General features: G+C 69.2%; 11 protein-coding genes and 1 pseudogene. 10 read left to right on the forward strand and 2 right to left on the reverse strand.

What is annotated here, in order from left to right:
- Positions 1-92 precede the first annotated feature (92 nt).
- The 3 genes and pseudogenes from ABD369_RS34985 to ABD369_RS34995 form a co-directional block, all read left to right on the forward strand.
- Positions 93-527, forward strand: a pseudogene (locus ABD369_RS34985) (DUF317 domain-containing protein); the annotation flags it as partial.
- Positions 528-600: 73 nt separating this feature from the next.
- Positions 601-1,359, forward strand: coding sequence for a hypothetical protein (locus tag ABD369_RS34990; RefSeq protein WP_344640665.1), 759 nt, complete (start codon positions 601-603; stop codon positions 1,357-1,359).
- 43 nt (positions 1,360-1,402) lie between these two features.
- Complete coding sequence (locus ABD369_RS34995) at positions 1,403-2,152, forward strand: SPDY domain-containing protein (protein ID WP_344640666.1); 750 nt, start codon at positions 1,403-1,405, stop codon at positions 2,150-2,152.
- A 44-nt stretch (positions 2,153-2,196) separates the two neighbouring features.
- Here the strand turns inward: ABD369_RS34995 and ABD369_RS35000 are convergent, their stop codons facing one another.
- Positions 2,197-3,921, reverse strand: a complete 1,725-nt coding sequence (locus ABD369_RS35000; protein WP_425557842.1) for an IS1634 family transposase — start codon at positions 3,919-3,921, stop codon at positions 2,197-2,199.
- A 311-nt stretch (positions 3,922-4,232) separates the two neighbouring features.
- Between ABD369_RS35000 and ABD369_RS35005 the strand changes: the two genes are divergently transcribed.
- The 5 genes from ABD369_RS35005 to ABD369_RS35025 all read left to right on the forward strand — a co-directional run bounded on the left by ABD369_RS35005 (position 4,233) and on the right by ABD369_RS35025 (position 9,430).
- Positions 4,233-5,087 (forward strand): SPDY domain-containing protein, encoded by an 855-nt coding sequence (locus ABD369_RS35005; RefSeq protein WP_344640668.1) that lies wholly within the window; start codon positions 4,233-4,235, stop codon positions 5,085-5,087.
- Between the two features lie 119 nt (positions 5,088-5,206).
- Positions 5,207-5,944, forward strand: coding sequence for an SPDY domain-containing protein (locus ABD369_RS35010; protein ID WP_344640669.1), 738 nt, complete (start codon positions 5,207-5,209; stop codon positions 5,942-5,944).
- A gap of 105 nt (positions 5,945-6,049) precedes the next feature.
- Positions 6,050-6,499 (forward strand): hypothetical protein, encoded by a 450-nt coding sequence (locus tag ABD369_RS35015; protein ID WP_344640670.1) that lies wholly within the window; start codon positions 6,050-6,052, stop codon positions 6,497-6,499.
- Between the two features lie 22 nt (positions 6,500-6,521).
- Positions 6,522-7,787 carry a DUF317 domain-containing protein gene (locus ABD369_RS35020; protein ID WP_344640671.1) on the forward strand — a complete coding sequence of 422 codons (1,266 nt, stop codon included), beginning with the start codon at positions 6,522-6,524 and terminating at the stop codon, positions 7,785-7,787.
- Between the two features lie 362 nt (positions 7,788-8,149).
- Complete coding sequence (locus ABD369_RS35025) at positions 8,150-9,430, forward strand: MFS transporter (RefSeq protein WP_344640672.1); 1,281 nt, start codon at positions 8,150-8,152, stop codon at positions 9,428-9,430.
- 71 nt (positions 9,431-9,501) lie between these two features.
- On the opposite strand, the gene ABD369_RS35030 is transcribed toward ABD369_RS35025, so the two are convergent.
- Positions 9,502-10,404, reverse strand: a complete 903-nt coding sequence (locus ABD369_RS35030) for a DUF5655 domain-containing protein (RefSeq protein ID WP_344640673.1) — start codon at positions 10,402-10,404, stop codon at positions 9,502-9,504.
- A gap of 888 nt (positions 10,405-11,292) precedes the next feature.
- Here ABD369_RS35030 and ABD369_RS35035 point away from each other — a divergent pair.
- Positions 11,293-12,459, forward strand: coding sequence for a serine/threonine-protein kinase (locus tag ABD369_RS35035; RefSeq protein WP_344640674.1), 1,167 nt, complete (start codon positions 11,293-11,295; stop codon positions 12,457-12,459).
- Positions 12,460-12,786: 327 nt separating this feature from the next.
- The gene (locus ABD369_RS35040; protein ID WP_344640675.1) at positions 12,787-15,588 is read left to right on the forward strand and encodes an SNF2-related protein; all 2,802 of its coding nucleotides are present in this window, start codon (positions 12,787-12,789) and stop codon (positions 15,586-15,588) included.
- Positions 15,589-15,591: the final 3 nt, after the last annotated feature.

Raw genomic sequence — 15,591 nt, forward strand, 5'->3', positions numbered from 1 at the left:
AAAGCTACCTCGCCGGCCTTCACCTCCGCGCCTCGATGATCTGGATCGATGATCTCCTGCTGACCGCTGATTGATCACAACATCACACAGGCCCTAGTAACCCGCGCCGAGCCGAATGGCGGATGTGGGGCCGGGCCGCGGACGGCCGCCGCTGGCGGGCCTGGTTCGACCAGACGATGCCGGGCCATCTGATCGCCGCCGCCTGTCACCTGCTCGCCGCTGACCGCACCTGCGCCTACCTCCAGACCGAGGACGATGACGGCCCTGCAGGCGAGCCCGGCGCCCACCACGAGGGCGCCGACTCCGCCGAGCAGGCACAGAGACCGGACCGGAGCCCGAACGGCCCGCAGTGGGTGCCGCTCGAGACCGTCCTCGCCCTCGCCCGCGAGGTCGTCACGCAGACCGGCCGGACCGGACCCCGGGCCATCGCCGAGGGAGTGCGCGCCCGAGGCGTTCCCGTCAGCGCCAGGCGCGCGCGGAAGGTCGCAGCGATCCTGCTGGCCGAGCGCGCCGCCGGCCTGTTCTGACCCTTCCCATCCTGCCCGGCGGCCCCGGACCCGTCCGGGGCCGCTGCCCCACCACCGCTACCGGAGACGACACATGACGACGCCTGCCACCTCGACCGCCCACGACATGCCGATGGTGGTCTACCCGGGGTACCTCGCCGGCCCCGGCGGCCGGCACACCGAGTTCGACGCGCTCTGGGCGTTCACCAAGGGACGAGAGGACTGGTCCCTGTCCGCGGACGACGGCCTCGTCGCCGAGCACGAAAGCGGCGCCGCAGGCATCGAACTCGACCTCGACGAGGAGCCCTGGGACAAGCAGCGCTGGAAGATCTTCACCACTGACGTCACCAACTACTCGCGCGCCGCCTTCGACGCGCGCACCCCGGCCGAAGTGGTGATGGCCTCCGCCCGCCACCTGGCCCACCTCCTGGACCAGCCCACCGACGCCGAGCGGGCGCAGCAGCTGTGGAGCCACGACGCCCACGCCGACACGACCGAGGCCCTGCGTGCAGAGGCAACCCGTGCCAACTGGTCACCCTGCTGCCCCCACGGCTGCGTCTTCACCGCGCCCACCGGCACCGCATCCCTTCACCTGCGCAACACCGACAACGACCCCGTGCCTGGTCGCGTCGCCTACGTCCTGCGCGCCGGAGCGCCAGGCCGCGAAGAGGACTGGTGGACCGCCGAGTTCAGCCTGACCGTGCCGACCAGCGTGATCCTCGCGGCCCTTCGCACCGTCACCGACCCCGGCCGATACACACGCCGAGCCTCGCAGATTCCGATGGCCCACCGCGCCTTCCTGCGCACCCACCCGGTGGCGCGGCGCGGTTCGGAGGCAGCCCGTGGCCGGTGACGGCGTCGGCGCCATCACCGTGCCCGGTAGGCAGCAAGTGCTCGTGAGCCCCGGCTTTCTCGCCGGGCCCGGCGACCTGGCCAGCGGGGACGCCGCGTTCGCCGACTTCCTCATCGAGCACCGCTCCTGGGCCCGCTACGCCTGCGACGGTGGAGACACCAGCGTCGCGATCAGCGACTGTCTCACCGGCCGCATCCAACTTGACTACGAGCCCGGTGTCAGCCACACCCGGTGGACCGTTGCCGGATACGACTCCCCAGTGGGCGAACTGGCCTGGCATGCCCGCTTCGATCTGGGCACCCCACACGAGATCCCACTCGCCGTCGCCAGCGCGTACTCGCACGCCCTGTCCTACGGCAGCCAGGCAGTGCGGGACGAAGCCCTGTGGGGCCGGCGGAGTACCCGCGTCGAGCTGGTGGACCAGATGCGCGAGTGCGGCTGGCAGGACGTCAGCACACTTGATGGCATGGCGTTCCGGGCGCCCGACGCCACCGCGGGACTCATCCGGTGGGACGGCGGAGCGTTCTACGACGAGCCCGACGGTCAGGACCACATGGCTGAAGTCACCCTTTGGGTCCGGCATCCCGAGGAATTCCCGCACACGGCGTGGACGGCGCAGCTCTCCAAGGCCATGCCCACCCGCCTGATCGCTGTGGCCCTGGACCACCTCACCGACCCGCAGCCCGCGATACGGCGCCGCGCGGAAATCCCCACTGCCCACCGTCCTGCGTTCCGCGTAATTCAGCGGCCTGGAGTCACGAATACGGGGCCTGACCTGCGCGGACATGGGTGACGGCGCCTGAGAGGCGTTTCTCTAGGCGCTGGTGTTCGTGCTGGTCAGCGGGGTGCGGGTTCGAGGGCGATGATCTGCTTCGGTGCGGGGATGCCGAGCTTGGCCAGGAGGTCGGTCTGGGGCTTGGTGAGGGCGGTGACCTGCCGGAACAGGCCGGTAGGGCCGGTGAACGTGCCGAGGTGGAGCCGGTCGAGCTCGCGGCGGACGGTCGTCCAGGTCGCGCCGGTGGTGGTCTCGACGATGCGGATCAGCAGCAGGGCGAGCCAGCAGAGGACGACGTGTGCGCGTATGCGCTCCTCGAGCCGGTGATAGACGGGCCGCAGGTCGATGATCTGCTTCATGTCCCTCCAGCCCCGCTCGACTTCGAGGAGTTGCTTGTAGCCGAGGGCGATGTCCTCGGCCGACAGATGCGGGTCGGAGCATCGCAGCAGGTACTTGCCGTCGAGGTTCTCCTCGGCCTTGACCTTCGCGGTGTCGATGCGGAGCTTGCCGGTCGGGGTGGTGCGGAGGTAGCGGTTCAGGCCCGGCTTGTCGGTGAGCTTGCCGCGGAGTTCGCCGCGTTTGAAGTCGCTGAGCTTGTCGGTGTCTTCGATCAGGGACGTGAGCTGGGCGACGAGTTGTTCGCGTATGTGCTGGTCACGGGTGGCGGCTTCGGGGTTGTGGCAGATCACGAACCGTTCGGTGTCGGAGATCCGCACCTCTTTGACCCGCATGTTCCCGGTGATCTCGCTGTAGCGGCCCTGGCGGGACAGGGCGGCCTTGACCTCCGGGCTGCCGGAGCGGAGTTTCTCGCCGACGATGTAGGCGTGGTCGCCCTGGCGGAGGTAGCGGCGGTTGCGTTCGCTGGAGAATCCCCGGTCGGTGACCCACACGATCTTGCTCAGGGTCCAGTCCCGCATGTCGTCCTTGACCTGGCGGATCAGCTTCTGGTCGCCGGTGTTGCCGGGCCAGGACCAGACGCGGACCGGGATCCCGTCCCGGGTGACGGCCATCCCGATCACGATTTGCGGCAGGTCCTCGCGGGAGTCCTTCGACTTGCCGAAGGTGCGGAACCCGGCTTGATCCGCGGGCTCGCCGTCGTCGGCGCGCGGGCAGTCGTCCGTGAGGAGGCGGCCCCTGTCGTCGCGGGCGGCGGGTTCGTCGGCCTCCTCCAGCTCGAAGTAGGTGCTGGTGGTATCGAAGAACAGCAGGTCGACCTCGAGGTTGAGGAGGTTCGCGACCTCGTCGAACACCCGCTTCTCCAGGTCTTCGGTCACCTCGTGGAGCCAGTCCATCGCCCGGTAGCAGGCGTCGTCGTCGGTGGCCGGAAGGCCCTCGACATGCACGTCGTGCGTGGCCCAGTCCGCGGCGGCCAGCTTCGACGACGGCGCCAGGGCCCGATTGGCGACCAGGGAGAACAGCACCCGCTCGGTCACCGACATGTCCCGGCGCCGGCCCCGTTTGGGCTGTCCGACCTGCCCGACGATCTGGTCGATCCTCAGCCGCCGCCAGAGATGATCGAGGACGTAGGTGCCGCCGAACGGGACCGACGAGACGAACTCCAGGTCACCCGCCGCGGTCGAGGCCAGCGCCTCACCCGGCTCCAGCAGCCTCGATAGAGACGTGACCAGGCGCTTCACCGCGTCCCGGTCGAGGTCGTCCTCGCGGCCGAACGTGAACAGGACCTTCGGAACCGCCCGGCCCTTCACCGGATCCCACTCGTTGTGGGCCAGGTGCAGGTACCGGACAGTGCCGGTCTTGTTCTCCCGCTTCGTCGTCTTCACATACACGACTCCAGACCTTACGGACCAACTCCAGGTCAGCGCAGGCGAATCCGCGAAATCGCGTCTCTAGGCGAATCTGCCCGTGTCACCAGCCTTCAACCTGCTGACCTGCACCTTCAACCCGGCAGGAACTCCAGAGCCCCCGAATTAAGCGGAACGCAGGACCGTGGGCGCCTCGACATCCGGCCCAGCCCGCGCCCGGTCCGCATGCAGGCCGCGGTCCGGCGCACCGTGCCCGCCGGGCCGCCCGCGGCCCAGCACACCCCGGCGCTGGCGCCCTCGGTGGCAGCCCGCCCCGTACGGAGGCCCACCTGACCATGACGACTGCCGCCCAGGCGCAGGAGATCGACGGCGACGTCCATGTCCACCCGGTCTACCTGGCCGGCAGCCTGCACATCGGCGACCCCGCACTACAGCCCGTCCTGGACCTGCCGCACACCGAGAGCCACCACGACGAGCTGGGCAACTTCTTCGTCTCGACTGCGGACGGCCGCATCCGGATCGGGTTCATCCCCGAGCAGGACTGGGACACCTTGTGGAAGATCGCCGTCGCGCCGGACGCCTTCGCCGAGCCGGCATGGGTGGCCAACTTCTCTGCCGACACCCCGATCGAGATCGTCACCGCGGTCACCACGGAACTCGCCGGTATGTACCGCCTCGACGACAACGCCTGGCTCAGCGAGCGCACCGCCGACCCGGTGGAGTGGATCGCGCCCTACGCCGCCGCCGGATGGAATGCGCGGGACGTCGAGCGCGGACGTCTGACGCTGCGCTCGCCGGACAATCTGGCCAGCATCACCTACCGGCAGCAACCACTTCACCCACAGGACGCCGAACAGGCTGGCCAGGACGGCCGCTACACGATCGGCACCATCAACTCTGCGGGCTGGTACGGGAGGTTCAGCAGCGGCACGCCCGCCCGCATCCTTGAGGCCGCCGCCACCGCGGCGCTCGACCCTGCGCCCGTCGTCCGATACCGCGACGCACTCGACTACTACGCCCGCAGGACGGCCACGATCACACCGATCACCGCCCCCGTGCCCAGCCCCCTGGACGTGCAACGGGCGGCGGCCCGGGTGCGCTCCGCACCGAGGATCATCCGGAGCGCACCGGCCATCGGGGCGTCGAATGTCGTCTGGACATCCACCACGCCCGCCGGGCGGCGGCGCTGACTTCGCTCACCCAGCACCCTCGTCGCATTGGCGGCTCATCTCCCGAGCAGGAGAGCACCATCACCGCACCCATCCCCGTCACCCCCCGCCACCTCGCAGGACCGGGCGATCCCGCCCTCGTGTGGGACACGCTCGCCAACCGCGGCTGGACACAGGGCAACGACACCACCACGGCCGCCAGCCCCTGCGGGCGAGCGGTGATCACCCACACCACCGACACCCTCGACCAGCAGGTCTGGCGCATCCAGGCACGCCAGCAGCCGGCCGCCGCGCCGATGTGGACGATCGACATCAACCTGCGCACCCCGGCCGAGATCGTCTCCGAGATCACCGGACACCTTGCGGACGCACTCGCCCACGACGGCGACCAGGCCCTCCAGAGCCCCGGCAAGCCGGCACCGCTCCTGCGCGCACTGCGCCGCCAGGGCTGGGTCAACGAAGGGCAGTTCGCCACCATCACCGAGTACCGCTCGCCGGGCGAGGGCCTGGCGGGCGCCGTGCTCTGGCGCCACCGGCTCGGCCGGGGCGAGTCCGAAGCCGACCCGCAGCGCCTCGCGTTCCAACTGATGGCCGGCCAGCAGCCGGAACCGTCCGAGACGGCGTACCAGGGCTGGTACGCCAGCTTCGACGGCCCCGTCCCCCACACGCTGGTCGTCGCGGTCCTGGAGGCCACCCTCAACCCAGAGCCCGTCGCCCGCAGCGCCGACCAGATCCCCTCCCTCCACCGTGACGACGTGCGCCTCAACCCCCGTACGAAAGCGGCGAAGGCCCGCACCGCCGACCGCAGCACTACGCCGGCCACCCCGACGACAGCCCCCACCGTCCCGCTGCCCGCCCAGACCAGACGCACCAGGTAGAGCGGCTCAACGGGAAGAACAGCCACAGCACTTCACGAGGACACCGCCATCGACCACGTCCAGCGCGACCACCACTCGTCCACCCCTTCGCCGACCGCCGCCGCGGTGGCAGCACCGCCCGTCGGCCCCCTCCAGCCCACGCCGATCGCCGATTTCACCCGGGCCCTCGCGCAGCAGGCAGATCAACTCCTGACCTGCGGCAGCGAGCACAACGCGGCTGCGGAGCTGATCGAAGGCGTACTCGGCCCCGGCGGCGTACTGGCCCAACTCACCACCTTGACCGAAGCCGCCTCCGCTTGGTGCGCACGGCTCGTAACCGCGCCGGCGGACGATCTTTCCGACCTGCTCGCGGAGGCCGCACGGGACCTGGGCGAGATCGACCGACGCCTGAGCGATACTCCCGCTCGCTTCATCGGCCTCGCATGGCACCGACACGAGGCCGAACGGCAGCAGGCCGCCACCACCCGCGCCGCACCGGCCCATGGCAGGACAGCTCGGATGACTCCACCGGCGGTGCTACCGGGAACCGGGCCGAAGCCCGGCCGCACCCGCTGACGCCCCCGCCACCAGAGAGACCATGTCCGACATCACCTTCGGCACGTTCGGCACCACCGTCGTCGCCATAGGCGCCCGGCCCGAACGCCGTCCCGAGGCCGCCAAGGCCCTGGAGAAGGCCGGCTTCGCCTACCAGCCCGCCGTCGGGTTCCACGAACTGCCCGTCGGCACCCATCCGCTGGACGCGATGGTGCGCATCGAGTACGCCGCCGACCTCCTCGCCGCCTCCGGTATCGGCGGCCTCGGCATCGACCCCTACCTGACCAGCGTGTTCGAGCGCCAGGCCCGTGAACACCCCGCTCTCGCCCGCACCGGCCACGCCCACGCGCAGCCGGGGCCGCTCGCCCCTGCCCCGACAGTCGCGCGACCTGCAAGGAGGCCCCACATCCCCGCCGACCCAGACACCGCGATCGACATCACCCCCACCTACCTGGCCGGTCGCGAGCACACCGACCGCGTCTTCGACCGGCTGGTCGAGCAGTGGGCCTGGGGACGCAGCACCTCGCACGAGCTGGGCCAGACCTTCGCCTGGTCTCCGGACCACCGCTTCCGGCTCGGCGACGGCCAGCTCGACCCAGGAGCCCGGTGGCGCATCGCCGCAGCCAAGGAGCCGCTCGGCCCGCCCGAATGGCAAGCAGCGTTCTCCGAAGAAGTCCCGCCCGAAATCATCATGGCCGTCACCGAGGAACTCGCCCGCACCGGCTCCTCGACCGACTGGACCGGCGAGGCACACCCCGCCCTCCAGACCCCCGCCGACCGCCAGGCCCTGATCCGCACGCTGCGCGACGCCGGCTGGCGCAGCACCTACAAGCAGGGTGTCCTCGACCTGGAGGCGCCCGACGAACTCGCCCGCGTCCAGGTACGACTCGACCCGCCGGGCGACCCTCTCGACCTCATGGCCCACCCCCACCTGTACGTCGAGATCGGCCCACGCGGCAACGGCGGATACCCCCCGTACTGGCAAGCGATGTTCACCACCGCAGCACCCGCCGTCATCGTCGACGCCCTCGCCCGCGCGCTCACCGACCCCGCCCCGCTGAAGCGCGACCGTGACTGGATGGACGAGGACCTTCTCGCCCACCTTGGCCAGGGCCTGGAAGACGAACCGGCACCAGCCGAGACACACAACGAGGACCAGACCGTCGACCACGCGGCGAACTCAAGTGCTGATGGGACCACGCGCGCAGCCGCCGCCCGCGCCCGCACCGTTACCGCCGCGCCCCGCCAGGAGGCATGCGGCGGTGCCGAAGGCCCGGAGCCGGGCGGACCGCATCCACGAGGACGCTGACCACCACCAGGCGACCGATTGCTCCCTCTGCCGGGAGCCCATCGCCGGCCCGGAGCAGATCCATGCCGCCCGACTCTGGAGCAGCCAATCCGTTGGCGCCAGCCCCAGCCCGGCCGCGCCGACGACCTTCTCGCCAGCGATGCCACCCACGCACCGAACCCGCCGACCATTCCGCCGCCACGCCAACCCCGACCGAAGGAACGCTCCGTGGAACGCCGCCCCCACTCCGACGAGGATCTGCGCTACGCAGGCCATCACGTCCCCGCGTCGGCGCTATTCGACCTCGACGTCCCCAACGCCCGCGCCTCCTTTTACAACTGGCCACCCACTGCCGACGCGCCAGCATCGCGATGGCGGGGTCGGTGACGACTATCAGCTCCCGCATAACCGACCCGGCCGTCAAGAGACCCGCTACCTACTTCGGAGTCCTGCGGACGCAGTCCGTGTTCCGGCTGCTGGCGGGCACCCTCGTCGGGCGTCTGCCCAACGCCATGGCGCCGTTGGGGATCCTGCTGATCACAGCTACTGGTTCCGGCACGGGTGCGCTCGGCGGGTTGCTCAGCGCGTTGTACGTTTTGGCCTCCGCGCTCTCCCAGCCGGTCAAGGGCCGACTCATGGCCCGCTACGGCCAGACCCGAGTCTCTGGTCCTGCCGCAGCCATCAACGCCGGCGGCCTGGTGGCACTCGCTGCTGTTGGCGGACCCGAACATCCCTTCCTGTCCGCCACGGTGATCCTCTTCGCAGGCACATGCACCCCACCGCTGGAGGCTGGCCTCCGCGCGTTGTGGGGCACTGTCCTGCCTCACCCAGGGGAACGCCGAGCCGCCCTCGCTCTCGACACCGGCAGCCAGGGCATCCTCCAGATCGTCGGACCCATGCTGGTCGCCGTCCTGGCCAGCACTCACCGCCCCTCCACCGCGCTCGTCGTGACCGCAGCGCTCGGCCTCACCGGTGCAGCGACCGTCCTGACCACAAGCGCCTCACGCACCTGGACGCCGATCGCACCCAGACACACCGCCACAAGCCCCCTGCGCCACAACGGAATACGCCTGCTCCTCCTGGCCCTTGCCGGCACCGGCTTCGCAGCCGGCGCCATGACGGTCTGGGCCGTCAACATGGCAGCCCGACACCACGCAGACCTCCTGGCAGGTGCCATCCCAGCAGCCTTTGCGACCAGTTCCTTCGCCAGCGGACTCATCTTCGGCCGTCGCACCTGGCCCGGAACACTCCACTCCCAGCTCCTCGCAGCCGCCGCTGGATACGCCCTGTGCTGGCTTCCCCTGCTCACACTTCCGAGCCCAACCGTCGCCGCCGCGTTCGCGGTACTGCCTGGACTATTCTTGCCCGTCGTCATCGCGAGCGCATACATGATGGTGGACAGCCTCACCGCTGGCGACACGACCGAGACGTACGCGTGGCTGATCCTGACCCTGGGCGTTGGCAGCGCGACCGGCACCGCCCTGGCCGGTACCTTCGCAACGCATCCGCTCGCCTCGGCGGCTCTCCTGGCCATCGGCGGAGCTGTAGCACTTGCCGCTCTGGCCTGTGCCCGAAGTGACCTGAGCCCCCGTCCCGCAGCCCACGGGCCGGGCGCCGCGGATCGCCCGGCCAGCGCACCGGCCCGCCTGCACGACAGCCTCTGAGGGGAAAGACCGACGAAGCACTACAACGCCCGGGCCTCACACCGAATCAGACCCAGGCCGTCAGAAAACCGCTACGCCACCGCCTCGTAGGAGGCCCGAAGCAGCGGCATCGCCCGGTCGAGATCCGCCGCGGAGTTGATCCGCACCTCAAGATTTCCGGTGCCGTGGTGCCCGACATCGGTGACGTCCCGGGTGAAGCCCTCCTCCAGCACTATCGACCGCGGGTCGAGCCGAAGGAAGACACGAAGCCCGGTGGTTAGCACCTTAACGGTCGCGAAGTTGCCCCCGCGACGGTAGGCCACGTACTGCTTCAACTCCACGGCGTGCGCATCCCCAAAGGCGAGCAGCCGACCATCCAGATCCTCGTACAGATCCCGAACCGCCGCCGGCGCACCGGCCAGCCGCTGCGCCATCGTCTTGCGACCGGTAGCCTGCAGGCCCGGCTGGCGCTCGGCTGCGCGCGCGGACGTCCCGGCACTGGAGGTCACCAGGTCCAGCGACAGCAGGTCGTCGCCGAACCGGCGGTACTGCACCAGGTCGATGCGCCGGTCGATCTCGCCAACAGCATGCCGGTCGAACTTGCTGTAGCCGGCGGCAATGCAGATGATCCGCGGGCTCGTCCAGTCGACCTGCTCCACCGCCTCGGGGCCGAGCACGCGCGCGACCAAGGCCTCGAAGTCGCCCTGATGATCACGGAGCCACGCCAGGTAGTACAGCCCCTGGTTGATCACGTTCTCGTCGCGGGTGCGCTTGTACTCGACCACGACGGGCGAGCCATCCTCGTCCAGGCCCAGCGAGTCGATCCGTCCCGCGTGCACCGGGCCGGTGGACACCTCCGAGTCCAGGAATCGGATCCCGAGCATCGTCGTCATGTTGTGTTCGATGCACGTCTGAAGGTGCCGCTCCAGCGCCGCCGCCGAGCTGGCGATCTCCACCGCCTTGCCGCCATCCAAGCGGAACATCCTCAGCGTCACGGTCCCCCCTAGACCTCGCCACCGACCGATCCGGTGGGCAGGCCGGACAACCTATCTGCTCTAATTACTGAAAACTAGGGCATGTTGCCCATATCTCACTTGCGTCGACAAGGAATGGAGCGCGTGACCCCGATGTTCCGAGCGGGCCTCTGAGAACCGGTGCCGCACCGCCACTTCGGCACCTTGGCACTGCGCGGGGGCGCACCCGTCGAGGCGGGAGCGAGGCGTACGCGCAGGATGCTCGAGCGGGCGCAACGGAGCCGCAGGTGGCAAAGCGCCAGGCTCGCGCCTTCTTGTTCGATTCCTCCAAGGCGGCGCGTTGGGCGATGGGCTCGTGCGGAGGTGCCCGGAAGACGCCGGTCGAGGCCAGCAGAAGGCCGGTTGGGCGGCGGGGTATCCACGGGGTGACCGGATGTCGTCGGACGGTGCATCAGCTGGCGGGCAGTTAGAATTGGCGTGGGTTCTTCGCGGAGGGTGCTGCCGGTCGTTGCTGTGGAGATCATCGGCTGACGTCGACATCACCGTGCTCGCGAACGCCTCATCAACGGCCAGCTCGATGGGATATCCACCTGCGATCCACCAGGGGAAGGCTGCCTCGGCCAGCAGCTCGGTCACCTCCTGCGGTGAGAGTGGAGCCCAGAGTCCCTGCGCCGGCACGGTCACATTTGTGTCGATCACGGTATCCAGCCTGGTGCTCCCCACCGGGAAGCCGAGCCATCGTGCGTACGGAGATACGCATGGGGGATTCCAAGCCGCCTGCTGCGTCACCCCAGGTTGCAAGATCCCATACGTTCGGTCAGCGCCACCCGTTAGGCTGATCGGCAACGAAGAGTCTCGGCTGGTGTCGGGCAATGGTTGCGAAGGGGAGCGGGCACAGTCATGGCGGGGATGCCCACGCGGATTGGCCGCTACACGGTGGCGCGGAAGCTGGGCTGCGGCGGCATGGGCGAGGTCTTCCTGGCCTACTCGCCAGCCGGCGATCCGGTGGCGGTGAAGCTGATTCGGGCGGACCGCCTCGATCCTGAGACTCGGGCCCGCTTCGAGAAAGAGGCGGGAGTCGCCCGTACCGTCATTGGCACCAACCGGGTGGCCCGGTTCCTGGATGCCGACCCGTACGCCGACCGGCCCTGGATGGCCATGGAGTACGTGCCGGGGCGGACGCTGCTGGAGTGCGTCGACGACGACTCGGTTCTCCCGCCGCTGCTGGTGGCCAGTCTCGGTGCGCTCCTCACCGAGGGGCTTGGCGTTGTGCACGCTGTTGGGCTGCTACACCGGGACCTCAAGCCGCAGAACATCATCCTTGGCGAGTACGGCCCGGTGATCATCGACTTCGGGCTGGCGGCGTTCGCTGATGCTGCCAAGGGCTCTCTGTCGAAGAGCGGGTCGATCATCGGGACCATCCGATGCATGCCGCCGGAGCAGGCCGCCGGCCACACAACGCAGCTAAGCTCGGCCGCTGACGTGTATGGGCTGGGTACGGTGCTTCTCTATGCGGCGGCTGGGCACTATCCGTATGACGGCGCCCGGTGGGAGGCTATCGCGGCCCAGGTGACGAACCGGGACCGCGCGCCGGATCTGAGCGGTGTGCCGGAAGCGCTGCTGCCGCTGATCGCGTCGATGCTTGCGCACGAGGCGGCGGACCGACCAGATCTGGATCAGGTGGCCAAGGCGTGCACTGACCTCATGGGGCAGCTCCAGCTGCCGCCGGCTGAGGCGCGTCGCGCGCTCATCAACCGCACTGCGCGGCGCAATGGCAAGGACGACATCGATCGTACGGCGTCGCCCGACCGGAATGTAGAGGACCGGATCCTGCAACAGGCGGTGCTCCTCGACGAGCACGACCTGGTCAGCCCGCTCGATGGCCCACCTGGGGCGCTCGGACCCACGGTGGAGTTCGCCGATACACCGACGCCGCCAGTCGACGAGCGGCCGATGGAGGCGATGTCGGACGAGACTCCCGCTGACGGGGTACCTGAGCGTCGGCCTCGGGTTCCGGCAGCGCAACGGATCGCTGAGGAGCTCAGGGATGCTTACGCGCAGAAGCCGGAGCTGTAGCTGGCGGGTACGGTGACGTGTCGGTGCCAGCTGCCAGGCTTGCGGATACGGGTCGCGCACAGCTGGTGCCCGGTGAGCGACAACCGGCATACGGGCGATCACAGTGACAGTGGTGGATGAAGTAGTGGGAGTGCGCGCGTGACCGTCGGAGTGGACGCTGGAACGGCCGAGGCCCCTGAGGGGCCGGGCCAGGGCGGGCACGACATGTCGCAGGAGTGGCGGCCTGAGAGCGCGGAGCCCATCGGTGATGGTGATCATCGTCTCCGTAGGGCCGCAGTGGTCTACCCGCCGGGTGCCCAGGTGGTTGTCCGGGACGAGCAGTGGCTTGTGCGGAACGTGATCCCCACCACCAATGACGGCTGGATGGTGGAGGTCACCGGGGTCTCGTCGTTCGTGCGCGGTATGGAAGCGGTGTTCTACGAGCGTCTCGACGACATCAAGGTCCTCGACCCGCGCGAGACTCGGCTGGTCGCAGACGACTCGCCCAACCACCGCCGAGCCCGCCTGTACCTGGAAGCGGTGATCCGCAAGTCGTTCCTTCCTCAGACCGAGCACGGCCTGGGACTGGCAGGCAACTTCCTGATGGACGACCAGGTCCATCAGCTGCGGCCGGCCGAGCTGGCACTCTCGATGGGAAACCCCCAGCCGAGGCTGCTGATCGCCGATGTAGTCGGCCTCGGCAAGACACTTGAGATCGGCGTGCTGCTGGCGGAGCTGATCCGCCGGGGCCGCGGCGAGCGGATCTTGGTGGTCACCCCGCAGCACGTACTCGAGCAGTTCCAGCGGGAGCTGTGGACACGCTTCGCCATCCCGCTGGTCCGTCTGGATTCGACCGGCATCCAGCGTGTTCAGCAGGAGGTCCCCTCCGGGCGCAACCCCTTCGCGTATTTCAAGCGGGTGATCGTCTCGGTCGACACGCTGAAGAACCAGGACCTCTACGGGCACCATCTGGCCAATACCGAGTGGGACGCGGTCGTCATCGACGAGTCGCACAACCTCATTGCCCAGGGTTCGTACCGTAATCAGCTGGCCCGCCTGCTCGCCCCGCGGACCGACGCCCTGGTGCTTGCCTCGGCGACCCCGCACAACGGTGACTCCAAGTCCTTCGCCGAACTGGTTCGCCTGCTCGACCCAGCCGCCGTCGCCGACACCTCCAAGTACGACGTCGCGGACCTCGGGCACCTCTACATCCGGCGTACCAAGACCACTCCCGAGGTCAAGGACTCCCTCAAGGACTCGTGGGCCGACCGAGGGCCGTCCCTGCCGATTCCGGCGCCAGCGACCGACAAGGAGAACGCGGTCATCGAGGAGCTGGCCGCGCGCTGGATTCCTCGGGACGAGTCGTCCGCCTCTGTCAGCCGCCAGCAGCTGTTCCCCTACACCCTGCTCAAGGCGTTCCTCTCATCCCACCGAGCCCTGCAGACGACGATCACCACCCGGCTCGCGAACCTCGCGAAGCTCGACGACCCCGCCTCGCTGCCCGAGAGGAAGGCCCTCAAGGACCTGCGGGACCTGGCGGATCGGATCGGCGACGGCGACTCGGCCAAGCTGGCCGCCCTGCGCGAAGAGCTGCGCAAGCTCGGCGTCGGACCTGGATCCGACACACGCGTGGTCGTGTTCTCCGAGAGCGTCCCCACGCTCACCTGGCTCGCCACCGCTGTCCCCGCCGCCCTCGACTTCCCCGTCTGCACGAGCCCGGACGAGAAGAAACCCTGGCTGGCCTACGGAGGAGCAGTCCAGCTCGTCCACGGCGACGCCGCCAACGATGAGGAACAGCGTAAGATCCTTGAGAGGTTCGGCCTGCGCGACGACCCGATGCGCATCCTGTTCACCAGCGACATCGCCTCCGAGGGCGTCAACCTGCACCAGCAGTGCCACCTGCTGATCCACTACGACCTGCCGTGGTCGCTGATCCGCATTGAACAGCGCAACGGCCGCATCGACCGCTACGGCCAGGCCATCAGCCCCGAGTTCCGCGCGCTCATCCTCACGAGCGACGTGCCCTGGCGTGGCGAGCGCAGCCTCGACGACCGGCTTGTCGGGGAGAAGCTCCTCAAGCGCGAGGAAGAGGCCCACAAGATCGAAGGGACGGCCGAGGCCGTCACCGGCCTCTACCGCGCCCAGGACGAGGAAAGCCGTCTCACCAAGGACCTGATCGCCGGTCGCACCGTCGAGGAGTCCATCAAGCAGTCCCGGCAGAGCGGAACCGCCTTCCTCGCTGGCCTGCTCGGCCAGGTCGGCGCCGCCCCCAAACACCGCGAAGTACCGCGGGCAGTCGTCCCTCACCTCTTCGAGACAACCGCCGACTACTTCGATGAGGCCCTGCGCCAGATCTGCCGCACCAGCCCCGAGGACGAGCTGTCATTGCGCCGCGACGCCGACGGCACCGTTGCGTTCGAACCACCACGTGACCTCGCCTACCGCTTCCGGGCCCTGCCGAAGTCCTATCTCGACGAGCAACGCATCCTGCCCAGTCGCACCGCGCCGGGCCGCCTTCGCGTCACCTTCTCCAAGCAACTCGCCAACGAGCGACTCAAGGCCGCCCGCGAGTCCTCGGAGTCGATGTGGCCGAACGTCTCCTATGTCACCGACATCCACCCAGTGCTCGAGTGGCTCACCGACAAGGTCCTGGTCGAGATCGGCCGCCACCAGGCTCCGGTCCTCGCCGCAGATGTGCCAGCCCCGGTATTCCTCGTGCAGGGTATCTACTCCAACCGGCGCGGCCGTCCGACCGTGGTCGAGTGGATGGCCGTCACCCCTGGCGCAGCCGACCCGGTCGAGCCGATGGACGACGCCTTCCTCGCTCGCGTCCACGTCGGACCGAAGATGCCCGGCCGCTCCCAGCCGAACGACCTTCCCCGGCTCCAGGCTCAGGTCCCGGCTGCGATCGACGCTGCCGAGCACTACCTGAAGGGCCGCGAGGAGGCGTACCGCGACCGCATCAATGCCAGCCTCGAGCCGTACCGCAAGAAGCTGCGGGACTGGAAGCAGGAAGCGCTGTTCAGCGGTTCCCGCTCCGACAAGCGAAGCGTCGAGCTGACCGCCAGCAGGCGCTTCGACCTGGTGAAGTCCTTGGAACCAGCCGGTGCACCGATGCTTCGCCTGCTGGCTGCGCTGGAGGGGAACTGACGA

The sequence above is a fragment of the Kitasatospora cystarginea genome (assembly GCF_039533515.1).
In the GTDB taxonomy this organism is placed as follows: Bacteria; Actinomycetota; Actinomycetes; order Streptomycetales; family Streptomycetaceae; genus Kitasatospora; species Kitasatospora cystarginea.

Coding starts and splice junctions, on each gene's coding strand:
- ABD369_RS34990 (WP_344640665.1), top strand. CDS start 601: ATGACGACGCCTGCCACCTCGACCGCCCACGACATGCCGATGGTGGTC.
- ABD369_RS35005 (WP_344640668.1), top strand. CDS start 4,233: ATGACGACTGCCGCCCAGGCGCAGGAGATCGACGGCGACGTCCATGTC.
- ABD369_RS35020 (WP_344640671.1), top strand. CDS start 6,522: ATGTCCGACATCACCTTCGGCACGTTCGGCACCACCGTCGTCGCCATA.
- ABD369_RS35035 (WP_344640674.1), top strand. CDS start 11,293: ATGCCCACGCGGATTGGCCGCTACACGGTGGCGCGGAAGCTGGGCTGC.